Here is a 15,190-nt window from a genome sequence, read left to right as displayed (position 1 = left end):
TACGATTGTCGGCATGTGTGGAATCGTCGGATACGTCGGCCCTCGCGAGAGCCAGCCGATCCTCATGTCGGGGCTCGCGCGCCTCGAGTACCGCGGGTACGACTCGGCGGGCATCGCGGTCATCGACGGCGAGGGATCGCTCGGCATGCGCAAGCGCGCCGGCAAGCTCGCCCGGCTGAGCGAGTCGCTCGACGAGGCGCCCCTCGGCGCCGGGACGACGGGCATCGGGCACACCCGGTGGGCGACGCACGGCGGCCCCACCGACGGCAACGCCCACCCGCACCTCGCCGATGACGACAAGCTCGCGCTCATCCACAACGGCATCATCGAGAACTTCTCCGAGCTGAAGGCCGAGCTCCTCGAGCAGGGCTTCGCGTTCCGCAGCGATACCGACACCGAGGTCGCCGCCGTGCTCCTCGGGCGCGAGTACCGCGCGCACGAGGGCGACCTCGAGGCCGCGTTCCGCGCGGTCGCGCGCCGCCTCGACGGCGCCTTCACGCTCCTCGCGATGCACGAGGACCACCCGGGCCTCGTCGTCGGCGCGCGCCGCAACTCGCCCCTCGTCATCGGCCTCGGCGAGGGCGAGAACTTCCTCGGATCCGACGTCGCGGCGTTCGTCGAGCACACGCGCCACGCTCTCGCGATCGGGCAGGACGAGATCGTCTCGATCCGCCCCGACTCCGTCCGGGTGACCGACTTCGACGGAAACGTCGTCGAGCCGCAGTCGTTCGAGGTGTCGTGGGACGCGGCCGCCGCCGACAAGGGCGGCTGGTCGAGCTTCATGGCGAAGGAGGTCTCCGAGGAGCCCGAGGCCGTCGCCAACACCGTCATGGGCCGGATCCACGACGGCGCGATCGTGATCCCCGAGCTCGAGGGCCTCGACGAGCTCTTCACGGGCATCGACCGGATCACGATCCTCGCCTGCGGGACCGCCTACTACTCGAGCCTCGTCGGGAAGTACGCGATCGAGCAGTGGGCGCGGATCCCCGTCGACGTCGAGCTCGCGCACGAGTTCCGCTACCGCGACCCGATCATCACCGAGCGCACGCTCGTCGTGTCGGTGAGCCAGTCGGGCGAGACGATGGACACGCTCATGGCCGTCAAGGAGGCCGCGCGCCTCGGCGCGAAGACCCTGTCGATCTGCAACACGCAGGGCGCCACGATCCCGCGCGAGAGCGACGCGGTCGTCTACACGCACGCGGGCCCCGAGGTCGCCGTCGCCTCGACGAAGGCGTTCGTCGCCCAGATCACGGCGCTCTACCTCCTGGCGCTGCACGTCGGGCGCCTGCGCGGGACGCTCGCGCCGTCGATCGCCGACGAGGCCATCGAGCAGCTCGAGACGATGCCGGGCAAGATCCAGTGGATCCTCGACAACGAGCAGGAGCGCATCGAGCAGCTCGCGCACTGGATGGCCGACACCCGGTCCGTCCTGTTCCTCGGGCGCCACGTGGGGTACCCGATCGCCCTCGAGGGCGCGCTCAAGCTCAAGGAGATCAGCTACATCCACGCCGAGGGCTTCGCCGCCGGCGAGCTGAAGCACGGGCCGATCGCGCTCATCGAGCCGGGCCAGCCGGTCTTCGTGCTCGTGCCGTCGCCGCGCGGCGCCGCGACGATGCACGCGAAGGTCATCTCGAACATCGAGGAGATCCGTGCGCGAGGCGCCCGCATCATCGCGATCGCTGAGGAAGGCGACGCGGCCGTGCTGCCGCACGCCGACGAGGTGCTGCGGATCCCGCTCGCGAGCCCGCTCTTCGAGCCGCTGCTCGCCGTCGTGCCCCTGCACATCTTCGCGATGGGCCTCGCGACCGCGAAGGGCCTCGACGTCGATCAGCCGCGCAACCTGGCGAAGTCGGTCACGGTCGAGTGACCCGCGCCGGCAGGACCACGGCAGAATTCGTCTCGCCGGTCGGCTGAAACGGTTTCGGCGGCGGGCCGCGCGCTTTCTGCCGTAGTCCTGCCCGCGGCGGTGGGGCGGCGGAAGGATCCCAGCCGGGCGGGGCAGGATAGAGGGATGATCGTCGGGATCGGCGTCGACATGGTCGACATCGCGCGGTTCGAGGGGCACGTCGCCGGCTCGCCGCGCCTCATGCAGCGGCTGTTCACGCCGCACGAGCAGGAGCTCCCGCTCCGGTCGCTCGCCGTGCGCTACGCGGCGAAGGAGGCGCTGATCAAGGCGCTCGGGGGATCCGACGGGGTCAGCTGGCAGGAGATCGAAGTGCCGAGGAACGGCGAGCGGCAGGCGCCGCGCTATGTGCTGACGGGCGAGACGGCCCGCACGGTCGCGGCCCGCGGGGCGGTGCGCCAGCACCTCAGCCTCTCGCACGACGGCGGCTTCGCCCTCGCATACGCGGTGCTGGAGGGCGACGCATGAGCACCGAGGCACGCGAGGCCGTGATCGACGCGGACGCGATCGAGCACAACGTCCGCACGCTCCGCTCGCTGACGGGAACGCGCGAGTTCATCGCCGTCGTGAAGGCCGATGGCTACGGCCACGGTGCCGCGACGGCGGCACGCTCGGCGCTGCAGGGCGGCGCCACGCGGCTCGGCGTCGCCGACATCGCCGAGGCGCTCGAGCTGCGCGAGGCGGGCATCGCGGCGCCCGTCATCGCCTGGCTGCATGCGAACGACGCCGACTTCCGCCCCGCGATCGCGCAGGGCGTCGAGCTCGGCGTCTCGAGCCTCGCGCAGCTGCGCCGCGTCGCGGCCGCCGGCCGGGCGACGGTGCACCTCAAGGTCGAGACGGGCCTCGGGCGCAACGGCATCGCGCCCGCGGACTGGGCAGCGACCTTCGCCGAGGCCGCGCGCCTCGAGGCCGAGGGCGCGATCCGCGTCGACGGGATCCTCAGCCACCTGTCCGGCACGTCGGCCGCCGATGACCTCGCCCAGGGCGCCGCGTTCGACGACGCCGTGGCGGCGGCGCGGCGCGCGGGCCTGACGCCGCGGATCCGCCACATCGCCGCGACGGGCGCCGCCATCGACCTGCCGACGCTGCGCTACGACGCCGTGCGGGTGGGGCTCGGGATCTACGGCCTCTCGCCCTTCGACGACCGCACGGCGGCGGAGCTCGGACTGCGCCCCGCCATGACGCTGCGCGCGCCCGTCGTCGCCGTCCGTCGCGTCGCAGCGGGCCACGGCGCCTCTTACGGCTACACGCACCGCGCCGAGGCCGACACGACCTTCGCCCTCGTCCCGCTGGGCTACGCCGACGGCATCCCGCGCCAGGCGTCGAACGCCGGCCCCGTGCGGATCGGCGGGCGCACCTTCCGCGTCGCCGGCCGGATCGCGATGGACCAGTTCGTCGTCGACGTGGGCGACCGCCCCGTCGCGATCGGCGACCAGGCGACGCTGTTCGGGGATCCCATGACGGGCGCCCCCGCCGTCGAGGAGTGGGCGCGCGCCGCGGACACGATCAACTACGAGATCGTCACCCGGATCGGATCCCGCGTCCGCCGAACGGTCACGTAGCGGCTACGAGGCGCTCGCCCAGCGCGCGAGGCGCGCGATCAGGGCCCGGTGCGGCGCCGACTCGTACGAGCGCGCGTCGTGGCCCAGGAGGTCGACGGCGACGCGCGACGACCCGTGCCGCCGCGTCCACACGACGGGGTGCACGATGCCGTCGAGGGTGTGCGACGCGACGACGTCGCGCGGCCCGAACGCCTGCATGAAGGAGTACCGCTCGTCGTGCAGTGCGAGGGGCTCGTCGCCGGCGAGCGGGTGCGGCGCCCAGTCGATCACGGTGTCGCCGCTCGGCGGGTGCATCGAGATCGTCGGCACCCACATGCCGCCGACGGCGCCGGGCCACGCGGGGTAGTCGCGCAGCGACGACAGCGAGGTGTGCATCGCGAGGACCCCGATCCCGCGCGCGAGCGCCGCGTCGAGCCCCGATACGGCGGCGTCCGGCGCCCCGATGGGCGGCGGGTCGTGGCGCCACGAGTCGCCCGCGTTCACCGCGAGGAGGGCGGATCCGCCGAGCGCCTGCAGCGCGTCGTCGACCGGCAGCACCTCGACGTCGAACCCCGCCCCGCGCAGCACCGCGGCGAGCGCGGGGGTCGTCTCGTCGAAGGGATGCCACGGATCCCGGTATCGGCCGTCTGCGGCGGCGACGATGGCACGCATGCGTCCATCATGCCGTGTGCGCGAGGATGGACGCATGGTCCCGGATCGCCTGCTCGGAGCGCACGACATCTCGACGTCGGACGAGATGGAGGAGCTCGGCCGCGCGATCGGGTCCGAGCTTGCGGCGGGGGACCTCATCGTCCTGACGGGGCCGCTCGGCGCGGGCAAGACGACGCTCACGCGCGGCATCGCCGAGGGGATGGGCGTGCGCGGCCCCGTGCAGAGCCCGACCTTCGTGATCGCCCGCACGCACCCCTCGCTCACGGGAGGCGCGCCCCTCGTCCACGCCGACGCCTACCGCCTCGGCGACGCCGCCGAGCTCGAGGACCTCGACATCGACCTCGACGGATCCGTCGTCATCGTCGAGTGGGGCCGCGGCGCCGTCGACGCGATCGCGGACTCCTGGTGGGACATCGAGATCGAGCGCCCCGTCGGCGAGGCGGGCGATGCGCCGGAGGACCTCGACCTCGACGCCCCGCGCCGCCTCGTGATCACGCGCGTCGGATAGCACGGCGAGGCGCCCCGCTCAGGCCCGATCCGGGGCCCGCCCGATAGGCTGATCCGATCATGATCCTCGCCATCGACACGTCCCTCGGCACGACCGTCGCGGTCGTCGACCGGGCGACGGGAGCCATCCTGTCGCAGGCCGACAGCGAGGGCACCCGCGGCCACGCCGAGGTCATCGGAACCCTCATCGAGGGGGCGCTCGAGGGCGCCGGCGCCACCCCGCTCGACATCGAGGCGGTCGCCGCCGGCATGGGTCCCGGTCCCTTCACGGGCCTCCGGATCGGGATCGCCGCGGCGCGCGCCTTCGCGGTCGGGCGCGGGATCCCCGTCGTCCCCGTCGTGAGCCACGACGCCCCCGCGCTCGAGGCGATCGAGCGCGGCGAGGGCGCGCCGACCATCACGACCGACGCGCGCCGCCGCGAGCACGCCGTCTCGGCGTACGCGGGCGTCGACGCCGACGGGATCCCCGTCCGCACGACGGAGCCCCACCTCGAGCAGGCTTGCGACGGCGGGGGCCTCACCGAGCGCATCTCCGCGGGATCCCTCGGCCGCGTCGCCGCGCGCATGCTCGCGGCGGGGCGGATCCCTGAGCTCGACGAGCCGCTCTACCTGCGCGCGCCCGACGCGAAGCTGCCCGGGGCGCCGAAGCGGGTGAGCGCGTGACGCTGCGCGACGCGACACCCGACGACCTCGGCGCGATCATGGCGATCGAGCGCGCCGCGTTCCCGACCGACGCGTGGAGCGACGACATGATGCGCGACGAGCTCGCCTCGCCGCACGGCCGCTACCTCGTCGACGAGGAGGGCGGGCGCATCGTGGGCTACGCGGGCCTCCGCCACCTGCGGGGCGGCGCCGACGCCGACGTGCAGACGATCGCGCTGTCGTCCGAGGCGCGCGGATCCGGCCGCGGCCGCGCCCTGCTCGCGGCCCTCATCCGCGAGGCCGACGCCCGTCGCGCGCGCGAGGTGTTCCTCGAGGTGCGCGACGACAACGCCGTCGCCCAGGCGCTCTACGCGAGCGAGGGCTTCGCCGAGATCGGCCGCCGCCCGCACTACTACCAGCCCGACGACGTCGACGCGATCATCATGCGCCTCGACGTCCCGTCGTGGCGAGCCGCCCACGAGACGGGAGCCTCCGCGTGAGCGAGCCGCTGATCCTCGGCATCGAGACGAGCTGCGACGAGACGGGCGTCGGCATCGTCCGCGGCCGCACGCTGCTCGCCAACACGATCGCGTCGAGCATGGACGAGCACGCCCGCTACGGCGGCGTCGTGCCCGAGGTCGCCGCCCGCGCGCACCTCGAGGCGCTCCAGCCGACCCTCGAGAAGGCCGTCGCCGACGCCGGGATCGAGCTCGCCGACCTCGACGGCATCGCCGTCACGAGCGGCCCCGGCCTCGCGGGCGCCCTCATGGTCGGCGTCGGAGCAGCGAAGGCGCTCGCGCTCTCGCTCGGCAAGCCCCTCTACGCCGTCAACCACCTCGTCGGCCACGTGTCGGCCGACATGCTCACGGACGGCGTCGAGCCGCTCGAGCTGCCGACGGTGGCCCTCCTCGTCTCGGGCGGGCACACCTCGCTCCTCCTCGTGCGCGACATCGCGGGCGACGTCGAGCTGCTCGGCGAGACGATCGACGACGCGGCGGGCGAGGCCTTCGACAAGGTCGCGCGCGTCCTCGGCCTGCCCTACCCGGGCGGCCCGCAGATCGACAGGGCCGCCGAGGGCGGGGATCCCCGCGCGATCCGGTTCCCGCGCGGCCTCACCCGGGCGAGCGACAGGGAGAAGCACCGCTTCGACTTCTCGTTCTCGGGCCTCAAGACCTCGGTCGCGCGCTGGGTCGAGCAGCGCGAGGCGGCGGGGGAGGAGATCCCGCGCGCCGACGTCGCGGCGAGCTTCCGCGAGGCCGTCGTCGACGTCCTCGTCACGAAGGCGCTCGACGCGTGCGCCGAATACGGCGTCCCGCGGCTCCTGCTCGGCGGCGGCGTCATCGCGAACAGGCGCCTCCGCGACGTCGCGCGCGAGCGCGGCGCGGCGCAGGGCGTCGAGGTGCGGATCCCGCCTCTCGACCTCTGCACCGACAACGGCGCGATGATCGCGGGGCTCGCGGCCGAGCTCGTCGCGCGCGGCCACGCGCCGTCGACGCTCGGCTTCGGGGCCGATTCGACGCTGCCCGTCACCGACATCCAGGTGGCCGAGCGCACATGACCGAGACGGGCGCCGGGATCCCGACCGAGGCGGACGACGCCCCGGACGACGCGCGCGGCTACGAGGCGCTGACCCTCGAGCCCACCGAGGAGCACAAGCAGCAGGTCGCGGCCCAGACGGGCGCGATCGCCGTCATCGCGTCCGACACGTTCGGCTGGATCCACCCCGAGGCCGCCCACCAGGAGCTCACGCGCCGCGAGCGCGCGACGCGGGTCTCGCGGCTGACGCTCATCGCCGTCGGCCTCGCGTCTCTCGGGCTCCTCGCCTCGTGGGTCACGCCGTGGGGCGGGATCGCGGGTCTCCTGGGCGCCGCGCTCGCGGCCGCGACGATCTTCCGCTCGCACGAGAACCGCGCGTGGTGCGCCGCCGCGATCGGCACGGGCCTGCTCTCGGTCGCCTGCTCGGCGTACTGGCTCGTGTGGATCCTGCCCCAGCTGGCATGAGGACGGCCCCGCCTCCCGGAGGAGACGGGGCCGGATCCGATCAGATCATCCCTCGTACGGGACGTACGTGTTGTCGTCCTGGTACTCGTAGATGTTGATCATGCCCTCGGTCGGGTCGCCCACGTCGTCGAACGTGACGGGGCTCGAGATGCCGTCGTAGTCGGCGACGCCGCCCGCGAGGATGATGTCGGCGCAGTCGGCGAACGTCGTGCACTTCTCGCCGTCGCCCGATCCGCCCGAGACCTCCTGCAGCGCTCCCGCGATGTCGGCCGGGTCGGTCGACTGCGTCTTGAGCGCCGCGAGGGCGAGCAGGTTCACGGCGTCGTACGACTCGGGACCGTAGGTGTAGTCGGTGAGCGCGTCCATGCCGGAGTCGGCGACGTACGCGTCGAGGCTGTCGACCCAGTCCTGCACCTGCGCCGGCGTCGGGCCGGGGTAGGTGCCCTTGGCGCCCGTGAGGGTGCCCTCGGGGAAGTCGGCCGAGTAGTCGGCGAGGTTGCCGTCGACGAAGTACATCTGGTCGGCCGGGTAGCCCGCGTCGACGAGCGCCGGGACGATCGTCTTGGTCTGGTCGAACGCGATGATCGAGATCGCGTCGGGGTCCTGCGCGAGCACCTCGGACACCTGCGAGTCGAACGTCGTGTCGCCGGCGTTGAACGTCGGGGCCGCGACGACCTCGCCGCCGGCGCCCTCGAACGCCTCGGTGATGTACTTCGCGAGGCCCGTGCCGTACGCGTCGTTCATGACGATGAGGCCCAGCGTCTGCTTGCCCTCGCTCGCGATGAAGTTGCCGTGCACGGCGCCCTGCAGGACGTCGCTCGGGGCGGTGCGGAAGTACAGCCCGTCGTCGTCGTAGGTCGTGAACTGGTCGGAGGTGTTGGCGGGCGAGAAGAGGATCACGCCGTCGCCGATCACCTGGTCGATGAACTGCAGCGAGACGCCCGACGACGCCGCGCCGACGATCGCCGAGACGTCCTCGCCGAGGACGCGGGGGATCTCGGTCTCGAACGCGCGGTTCGTGAGGTCTCCCGAGTCGCCGGTCACGACCGTGAGGTCGAGGCCCGTCGTGTCGGTGTAGTCGTTGATGAGCGACTCGGCGTACGCGACGCCGGCCTCCTCGGGCGGGCCGAGGAACGCGAGGTCTCCGGTCTGCGGCAGCGAGGTGCCGATCTTGAGGCTGAGATCGCCTGCCTCGATCGGGGCGCTCGAGGCGCCTGCGGTCTCGTCGCTCGTCGCGTCGGCGTCGCTTCCGCCGCCGCACCCGGCAAGGGCGAGCACGGCGGCGCCGCTGAGCGCGATGGCGCCGAGCATCCTGCGGGATCGAACCATCGTGGGTTCCGTCCTTTCGTCACACCGCGGCTCGGGTGGGTCTGCTGTGGGCGTCGCGGTTGCGCCGAAAGTACTGTCGGTTTGTTTCCAGGATGTTTTCAGGGAAGGGGATCCAGGGAAACTCGCGCCAGCCGGGCGTTCCGCGCTCGGCGGCCCGCGAGCGACATGTCGACGATGAGGAGCGCGCAGGCCACCCAGATGATCGCGAACCCGAGCCACCGCTCGGGCGGCATCGCCTCGTGGAGCAGGAACGCGCCCGTGACGAACTGCAGGATCGGCGCCGCGAACTGCAGGAGCCCCGTCGTCGTGAGGGAGACCCGCTGCGTCGCGGCGGCGAAGAGCAGGAGGGGCACCGCGGTCACGGCTCCCGCGAGGGCGAGCAGGATCGTGTGACCCGCGCCGCCGTGCCCGAGCGTGATCCCCGTGGTCGCCGAGACCACGACGAGCTGCACGATCGCGAGGGGCGTGAGCCAGGCGGTCTCGAACGTCAGCCCGCTGACCGGGTCGACCCGCGAGAGCTTCACCTTCTTGACGAGCCCGTAGAGGGCGAACGAGGCCGAGAGGATCAGGGCCGTCCACGGAACGGATCCGTAGAACACGACGATGACGGCGACGGCGACGGCCGCGACGCCGATCGCGGCCCACTGCAGGGGGCGCAGCCGCTCGTGCAGCACGAGGACGGCGAGGAGGACCGTGGCGATCGGGTTGATGAAGTACCCGAGGCTCGCCTCGAGCACGTGCCCCGTCTGCGAGGCGAGGAGGAACACCTGCCAGTTGACGTAGATGAGGATCCCCGCGACGGCCGTCCACCCGAGCGTGCGGGGCGTGCGCACGATCGCGAAGACGCGCCGCCAGCCGCGCGTGGCGAAGAGCAGGATCGCACAGAGCACGAGCGAGAAGATGACGCGCCAGCCGAGCGTCTCCCACGGACCCGTCGGGGCGAGCGCCGTGAAGTAGAGGGGGAGGAAGCCCCAGATGAGGTAGGCGCCGAAGCCGAACGCGACGCCGAGGGTCGTGGCGCGCTCCGGGGCGGCAGGGGATTCGCTGGTCACCGCTCAAGCCTAGGAGCGCGCGGGACACCCTCCGCGCCGCGCATCTGCCGATGATGTGCGGATTCCCGTCACGCGGCGGGCGGGACCTGCTCGACGCGGGTGCGGCGCAGCTCGGCCGTGCGGTGCGCGGCGAGGAACGCGATGAGCTTCTCGCGCACGAGGGCGCGGAGCGCGCCGAGGTCGTCGCCGTCCTTCGCCGACACCGTCGCCGAGAGCGTCGCGACGCCGCCGACCGCGTCCGAGACGACGAGCGAGGCGAGGCGCCTGTCCCAGAGCGGCGTCGCGTCGAGGATCGTCTCGAGCTCCTGCCGCATCGCGTCGACGTCGACGGCGTAGTCGGCCTCGACGAGCACGGTCCCGGCGATCTCGGTCTGGCTGCGGGTGCGGTTCGTGTACGGCGTCGTCGTGAAGTGCGTCGACGGCAGGACGACGCGGCGGTCGTCCCACACGCGTACGACGACGTAGGTGAGCGTGATCTCCTCGACGGTGCCGACCTCGCCGACGACCTCGACGGTGTCGCCGACCTTCAGCGCGTTCGAGAACGCGAGCTGCAGCCCCGCGATGAGGTTGCCGAGGGTCGACTGGGCCGCGAGGCCCGCGACGACCGAGACGAGGCCCGCCGAGGCGAACATCGACGCGCCGAAGGCCCGCGCGCCGGGGATCGTGAGCAGCATCGCCGCGACCGTGAGGATCGCGACGAGCGCGACGATGATGCGGCGCAGGAGCGTGATCTGGGTCTCGCGGCTGCGGCGGGTGAAGTCGTCGTCGGCGAGCTCGGCCTGGCGCAGTGACGCGCCGTCGACGAGCAGGATGATGACCTTGCCGATGATCCAGCCGAAGACCGCGATCGTCGCGAGCGTCAGCGTATAGGTGACGGCCGTCTCCGCGACGTCGAAGCCGTCGGGGAAGAAGGTCGGGACCGTCGCGAACAGGCCGACGACGAGCACGGCGCAGAACACGGGGCGCGGGAAGCGCTCGGCGAGCTCGGCGAACAGGCGATGGCGCGTGCCGAGCCGCTTGCAGACGCGGCGGAAGATCCACGAGATCAGCAGCGCGAGGAAGAACACCGAGGCGGCGGCGATCGTCACCGTGATCCACGCGGCCCAGGGGTGCGCGGACACGGTCGCGGCGAGGTCGTCAACGTCATCCGTCATCCCTCCAGCCTACGAACGACGGGCGGAATGCGGAGAACCCCGGGCGCCAGGCACCCGGGGTTCTCAGAGAACGCGTGACGCGCGCTCAGCGCTCGACGATCGCGAGGACGTCGCGGGCCGAGAGCACGAGGTACTCGTCGGCGCCGAACTTGACCTCGGTTCCGCCGTACTTGCTGTAGAGAACGCGGTCGCCGACGGCGACGTCGACGGGCACGCGGTTGCCGTTGTCGTCGATGCGACCCGGTCCGACCGCCACGACCTCGCCCTCCTGGGGCTTCTCCTTGGCGGTGTCGGGGATGACGAGACCGCTGGCCGTGGTCTGCTCGGCCTCGACCTGCTGGATGACGATGCGGTCCTCGAGCGGCTTGATGGAAACCGACACGGTGTACCTCTTCCTATTGCGTCCTGCGACAAGACTTGAGAGTTCGCACTCTCACCCCGAGAGTGCTAATCGCAAGTCTATGGCGCGCTCTGGCACTCATGCAACGTGAGTGCCAGATCCGTAGTCTGGCGTCATGGAGATGGCCGAGCTCGACGCCCTGCTCACCCCCGAGGCGCTGGCGCTCGTCGACGAACTCGACCCCGTCGAGACGACGAACGACGTCGCACGGGCCGTGTCGCGGCTGCGCGCCGCCGGGCACGGACCCGCTCTCGTGTCGGCGGTCGTCGGCCAGGTGCGCCTGCGCCGCCGCGCCGAGCAGAAGTTCGGCCCCTTCGCGGAGCGGATGCTCTTCACCCGCGCGGGCCTCGAGCAGGCGACGCGCATGTCGGTCTCCGCGCACCACGCGGGGCGCTTCGCGCGCACGGGGATCCGCTCGGTCGCCGACCTCGGGTGCGGCATCGGGGGCGACGCCCTCGCCTTCGCGGCGCTGGGGCTCGACGTCACCGCCGTCGACGCCGACGAGGTGACGGCCGCGCTCGCCGCGTACAACCTCTCGCCGTTCCGCGGCGGCGATCAGCGGATCCGCGTCGCGCCGGGCCGGGCCGAGGAGACCGACCTCGCGGGCGTCGACGCCGTGTGGCTCGACCCCGCCCGCCGCACCTCGGGGCACAGCGAGACGCGGCGCGTCTCGGCCGACGACTACTCGCCGTCGCTCGACTGGGCGTACGGCCTCGCAGACGACCGGCCCGTCGGCATCAAGCTCGGCCCCGCGCACGACCGCGACGCGATCCCCGCCGGGTGGGAGGCGCAGTGGATCAGCGTCGACGGGTCCACCGTCGAGCTCGTCCTGTGGTCGGGATCCCTGCGACGCGACGGCGTCGGCCGCGCGGCCCTCGTGATCCGCGGCGACGAGGCGCACGAGCTCACGGCGCCCGCCGACGCGGCCGACGAGCCCGTCCGCCCGCTCGGCGCCTTCCTGCACGAGCCCGAGGGATCCGTGATCCGCGCCCGCCTCGTCGGAGAGGTCGCGCGCGCCCTCGACGCGGGCCCCGTCGCCGAGGGGATCGCCTACCTCACGAGCGACGCCGAGGCGACGAGCTCCTTCGCCCGATCCTTCCGGATCCGCGAGCAGCTGCCCGCCGATCCCAAGGCGCTCGCGAAGGCGCTCCGCTCGCGCGGCATCGGCACGCTCGAGATCAAGAAGCGCGGCGTCGACGTCGACCCCGCCGAGCTGCGGAAGCGGCTCCGGCTCCAGGGGCCCGGTTCGGCGACGCTCTTCGTGATGCGCGTCGCCGGGAAGCGGATCGCGCTCCTCGCCGACCGGGTCTGAGCCGGCCGGCGAGGAGCGCGCTCAGCCCGCGACGGGCCGGTGGACCCCGGGGTCGGCGTTCTGCTCCGACCCGAGGGTTCCGAGGTAGAGCTCAGTCACCTTGGGGTCGTGCAGCAGCTCGCGGCCCGTGCCTGTGTAGGCGTCGTGGCCCTGGTCGAGGACGTACCCGCGGTCGCAGATCTGCAGGCAGCGGCGCGCGTTCTGCTCGACCATGATGCAGGTCACGCCCGCCTTGTTGATCTCGCTCACGCGGAGGAAGGCCTCGTCCTGGCGGACGGGGGAGAGGCCGGCCGACGGCTCGTCGAGCAGCAGCACCTTGGGATCCATCATGAGCGCACGGCCCATCGCGACCATCTGGCGCTCGCCGCCCGACAGTCCGCCCGCGCGCTGCTTCAGGCGCTTCGCGAGGTCGGGGAACACGGTCGTGACGAAGTCGACCCGCTCGGCGAGCATCTTCGGCTTCTGGAACGCGCCCATCTGCAGGTTCTCCTCGATCGACAGCGAGGGGAACACGTTGTTCGTCTGCGGGATGAACCCCACGCCGTGCGCCACGAGGCGGTTGGCACGGAGGTTCGTGATGTCCTCGCCCTCGAGAGTCACGGATCCGGACCGCACGTTCACCTGCCCGAAGATCGCCTTGAGCAGCGTCGACTTCCCGGCCCCATTGGGCCCGATGATGCCGATGAGCTCGCCGCGGCTCGCCGTGAGGTTGCACTCGGTGAGGATGTCGACGCCCGGCAGGTAGCCCGCCGTCACGTTCTCGACGCTCACGACCAGATCACTCATCGCCCGGCTCCTCTTCCTCGTCCTGCTTCACGATCTCGATGCGGCCCGTGACGACGCCGAGGTCCTCGCTCTGGTGGGAGCCGAGGTACGCGTCGACGACGGCCTGCTGCTGCATGACCTCGGCGGGAGGCCCCTCGGCCACGACCCGTCCTTCGGCCATCACGACGACCCAGTCGGCGATGTGCTGCACCATGTGCATGTCGTGCTCGACGAAGAGCACCGTCATGCCCTCGTCCTTGAGATCGAGGATGTGGTCGAGCAGGCTCTGCGTCAGCGCCGGGTTGACGCCGGCCATCGGCTCGTCGAGCATCACGAGCGTCGGATCCGTCATGAGCGCCCGCGCCATCTCGAGCAGCTTGCGCTGGCCGCCCGACAGCGAGGCCGCGAAGTCGTCCTTCTTGGCGTCGAGCCTGAAGCGGGTGAGGATCTCGAGCGCGCGGTCCTCGATCTCGGTGTCCTGCTTCCGCCAGAGCGCCGGCACGAGGCTCGCCCAGAACCGCTCGCCGCGCTGTCCCGTCTGGCCGAGCTTCATGTTGTCCATGACGGTCAGGAGGCTCAGCGCCTTCGTGAGCTGGAAGGTGCGCACGAGGCCGCGACGCGACACCTTGTAGGCGGGCACGTTCGCGAGCGAGCGGCCCTCGAACGACCACGTCCCGGCATCGGGCCTGTCGAACCCCGTGAGGAGGTTGAAGAGCGTCGTCTTGCCCGCGCCGTTGGGCCCGATGAGCGCCGTGATGGCGCCGCGGGGGATCTCGAGGTGCGCGACGTCGACGGCCGTGACGCCGCCGAAGGTGCGCGTGATCCCGTCGGCGACGATGATCGGGTCGACCTTCGCGACGCCGGGCGCGGCCTCGCCGACGTGGAGGCCTGTCGTCTTGGCGCGCTGCACGGGCGCCGGTGATTCAGTGGGCAAAGGTCAGCTCCTTCTTGTTGCCGAGGATGCCCTGCGGCCGGAACACGACGATGAGGATGAGGGCGACGCCGATGAGGACGTCGCGCAGCGACGCGGCCTCCGACGTCGAGAGGAACGGCAGGATCCCCGCCTCGCCGAGCCCCGCGAGGAAGACGCCGAGGAACGCGCGGACGACCCAGAAGATCACGGCGCCCAGCAGGGGGCCGAAGACCGTCGCGGCGCCGCCGAGCAGGAGGGCGGTCCAGACGAAGAACGTCGTCGAGGTCTGGAACGACTGCGGGTTCACGGCGCTCGGCATGACCCAGACGATGCCGCCGATCGCGGTGATGACGCCGCCGACGACGAGGGCCTGCATCTTGTACGAGAAGACGTTCTTGCCGAGGGCCCGCACGGCGTCCTCGTCCTCGCGGATCCCCTTGAGGACGCGTCCCCACGGGCTGCGGACGAGGAGCCAGACGAAGACCGTCGCGATCGCGAGCGCGATGAGGCCGAGGATCCGGACCCACCACCCCGTCTCGGTGTAGGTCCAGGGGCCGAAGCCGTAGCTGCCGGGCGGGATCGGGTTCATCGACCGCAGCGAGGCGTGGTAGCCGCTCAGGCCGTCGGCCGATCCCGTGACCTCGTCGAACGCCGTCGTGAGGAAGAGGAGCCGCACGACCTCGGCCATCGCGATCGTCGCGATCGCGAGGTAGTCGCCGCGGAGCCGCAGCGTCGGGATGCCGAGGATCACGGCGAAGACCGCCGCCGCGACGAGGCCGATGAGGGCGCCCGTCCACCACGGCAGGCCGAAGGTGAGCACCGAGATCGCGTAGCCGTACGCGCCGAGCGCCATGAAGCCCGCGACGCCCATGTTCAGGAGGCCGGAGAAGCCGAAGTGCACGGCGAGTCCGAGCGCCGCGATCGCGTACGCGATCGTGGTGGGCGAGAGGATCGCCGTGAGGGTCTGCTCGAGGATCTGTCCCCAGTTCATGACGTGTC

At 72.2% G+C, this 15,190-nt stretch carries 17 protein-coding genes; 9 read left to right on the top strand and 8 right to left on the bottom strand.

Annotation, left to right across the window (positions count from 1 at the left end; all coding sequences use genetic code 11):
• Positions 1–13 precede the first annotated feature (13 nt).
• From glmS to alr, 3 genes are all read left to right on the top strand, one after another.
• Complete coding sequence (glmS, locus tag H576_RS0101800; protein ID WP_029149491.1) at positions 14–1,867, top strand: glutamine--fructose-6-phosphate transaminase (isomerizing); 1,854 nt, start codon at positions 14–16, stop codon at positions 1,865–1,867.
• Positions 1,868–2,011: 144 nt separating this feature from the next.
• Entirely contained in the window at positions 2,012–2,371 is a 360-nt protein-coding gene (locus tag H576_RS0101795; protein ID WP_029149490.1) for a holo-ACP synthase, read from the top strand.
• Positions 2,368–3,465 (top strand): alanine racemase, encoded by a 1,098-nt coding sequence (gene alr, locus H576_RS0101790; protein ID WP_029149489.1) that lies wholly within the window; start codon positions 2,368–2,370, stop codon positions 3,463–3,465. Before H576_RS0101795 ends, alr begins: the two co-directional genes overlap by 4 nt.
• A gap of 3 nt (positions 3,466–3,468) precedes the next feature.
• On the opposite strand, the gene H576_RS0101785 is transcribed toward alr, so the two are convergent.
• Positions 3,469–4,116, bottom strand: coding sequence for a ThuA domain-containing protein (locus H576_RS0101785; RefSeq protein WP_036318637.1), 648 nt, complete (start codon positions 4,114–4,116; stop codon positions 3,469–3,471).
• Between the two features lie 34 nt (positions 4,117–4,150).
• On the opposite strand from H576_RS0101785, the gene tsaE reads away from it, so the two are divergent.
• Genes tsaE through H576_RS0101760 form a run of 5 tightly spaced genes read left to right on the top strand, consistent with a single transcriptional unit; the run spans position 4,151 to position 7,266 of the window.
• Complete coding sequence (gene tsaE, locus H576_RS0101780; protein ID WP_036318634.1) at positions 4,151–4,624, top strand: tRNA (adenosine(37)-N6)-threonylcarbamoyltransferase complex ATPase subunit type 1 TsaE; 474 nt, start codon at positions 4,151–4,153, stop codon at positions 4,622–4,624.
• Between the two features lie 59 nt (positions 4,625–4,683).
• Positions 4,684–5,286, top strand: coding sequence for a tRNA (adenosine(37)-N6)-threonylcarbamoyltransferase complex dimerization subunit type 1 TsaB (gene tsaB, locus H576_RS0101775; RefSeq protein ID WP_029149486.1), 603 nt, complete (start codon positions 4,684–4,686; stop codon positions 5,284–5,286).
• A complete protein-coding gene (gene rimI / locus H576_RS0101770; RefSeq protein WP_029149485.1) occupies positions 5,283–5,765 on the top strand; it encodes a ribosomal protein S18-alanine N-acetyltransferase in 483 nt (160 codons plus the stop codon). The genes tsaB and rimI overlap by 4 nt, the downstream gene beginning before the upstream one ends.
• On the top strand, positions 5,762–6,823 hold the full coding sequence (tsaD, locus tag H576_RS0101765; protein WP_029149484.1) for a tRNA (adenosine(37)-N6)-threonylcarbamoyltransferase complex transferase subunit TsaD: 1,062 nt from the start codon (positions 5,762–5,764) through the stop codon (positions 6,821–6,823). The genes rimI and tsaD overlap by 4 nt, the downstream gene beginning before the upstream one ends.
• Positions 6,820–7,266: a hypothetical protein gene (locus H576_RS0101760; protein WP_029149483.1), complete on the top strand. Its 447-nt coding sequence runs from the start codon at positions 6,820–6,822 to the stop codon at positions 7,264–7,266. The genes tsaD and H576_RS0101760 overlap by 4 nt, the downstream gene beginning before the upstream one ends.
• A 45-nt stretch (positions 7,267–7,311) precedes the next feature.
• Here H576_RS0101760 and H576_RS0101755 read toward each other — a convergent pair whose 3' ends face one another.
• From H576_RS0101755 to groES, 4 genes are all read right to left on the bottom strand, one after another.
• Positions 7,312–8,595, bottom strand: a complete 1,284-nt coding sequence (locus tag H576_RS0101755; protein ID WP_029149482.1) for an ABC transporter substrate-binding protein — start codon at positions 8,593–8,595, stop codon at positions 7,312–7,314.
• Positions 8,596–8,693: 98 nt separating this feature from the next.
• Positions 8,694–9,647, bottom strand: a complete 954-nt coding sequence (gene rarD / locus H576_RS13975; RefSeq protein ID WP_036318629.1) for an EamA family transporter RarD — start codon at positions 9,645–9,647, stop codon at positions 8,694–8,696.
• Positions 9,648–9,715: 68 nt separating this feature from the next.
• Positions 9,716–10,801, bottom strand: a complete 1,086-nt coding sequence (locus H576_RS13970) for a mechanosensitive ion channel family protein (RefSeq protein WP_051172019.1) — start codon at positions 10,799–10,801, stop codon at positions 9,716–9,718.
• 85 nt (positions 10,802–10,886) lie between these two features.
• A complete protein-coding gene (groES, locus tag H576_RS0101740; protein ID WP_029149481.1) occupies positions 10,887–11,183 on the bottom strand; it encodes a co-chaperone GroES in 297 nt (98 codons plus the stop codon).
• 133 nt (positions 11,184–11,316) lie between these two features.
• Between groES and H576_RS0101735 the strand changes: the two genes are divergently transcribed.
• A complete protein-coding gene (locus H576_RS0101735) occupies positions 11,317–12,513 on the top strand; it encodes a class I SAM-dependent methyltransferase (RefSeq protein WP_029149480.1) in 1,197 nt (398 codons plus the stop codon).
• Between the two features lie 21 nt (positions 12,514–12,534).
• On the opposite strand, the gene H576_RS13965 is transcribed toward H576_RS0101735, so the two are convergent.
• Genes H576_RS13965 through H576_RS0101720 form a run of 3 tightly spaced genes read right to left on the bottom strand, consistent with a single transcriptional unit; the run spans position 12,535 to position 15,182 of the window.
• Complete coding sequence (locus H576_RS13965) at positions 12,535–13,299, bottom strand: ABC transporter ATP-binding protein (protein ID WP_051172017.1); 765 nt, start codon at positions 13,297–13,299, stop codon at positions 12,535–12,537.
• Positions 13,292–14,212, bottom strand: coding sequence for an ABC transporter ATP-binding protein (locus tag H576_RS0101725; protein WP_211215755.1), 921 nt, complete (start codon positions 14,210–14,212; stop codon positions 13,292–13,294). Before H576_RS0101725 ends, H576_RS13965 begins: the two co-directional genes overlap by 8 nt.
• Entirely contained in the window at positions 14,202–15,182 is a 981-nt protein-coding gene (locus H576_RS0101720) for a branched-chain amino acid ABC transporter permease (RefSeq protein WP_029149478.1), read from the bottom strand. The genes H576_RS0101725 and H576_RS0101720 overlap by 11 nt, the downstream gene beginning before the upstream one ends.
• Between the last annotated feature and the right edge of the window lie 8 nt (positions 15,183–15,190).

This window comes from Microbacterium indicum DSM 19969 (assembly GCF_000422385.1).
Classification (GTDB): Bacteria; Actinomycetota; Actinomycetes; order Actinomycetales; family Microbacteriaceae; genus Microbacterium; species Microbacterium indicum.
Note: the sequence above shows the minus strand (reverse complement) of the source record. Positions and strands in the feature narration are given on the sequence as shown.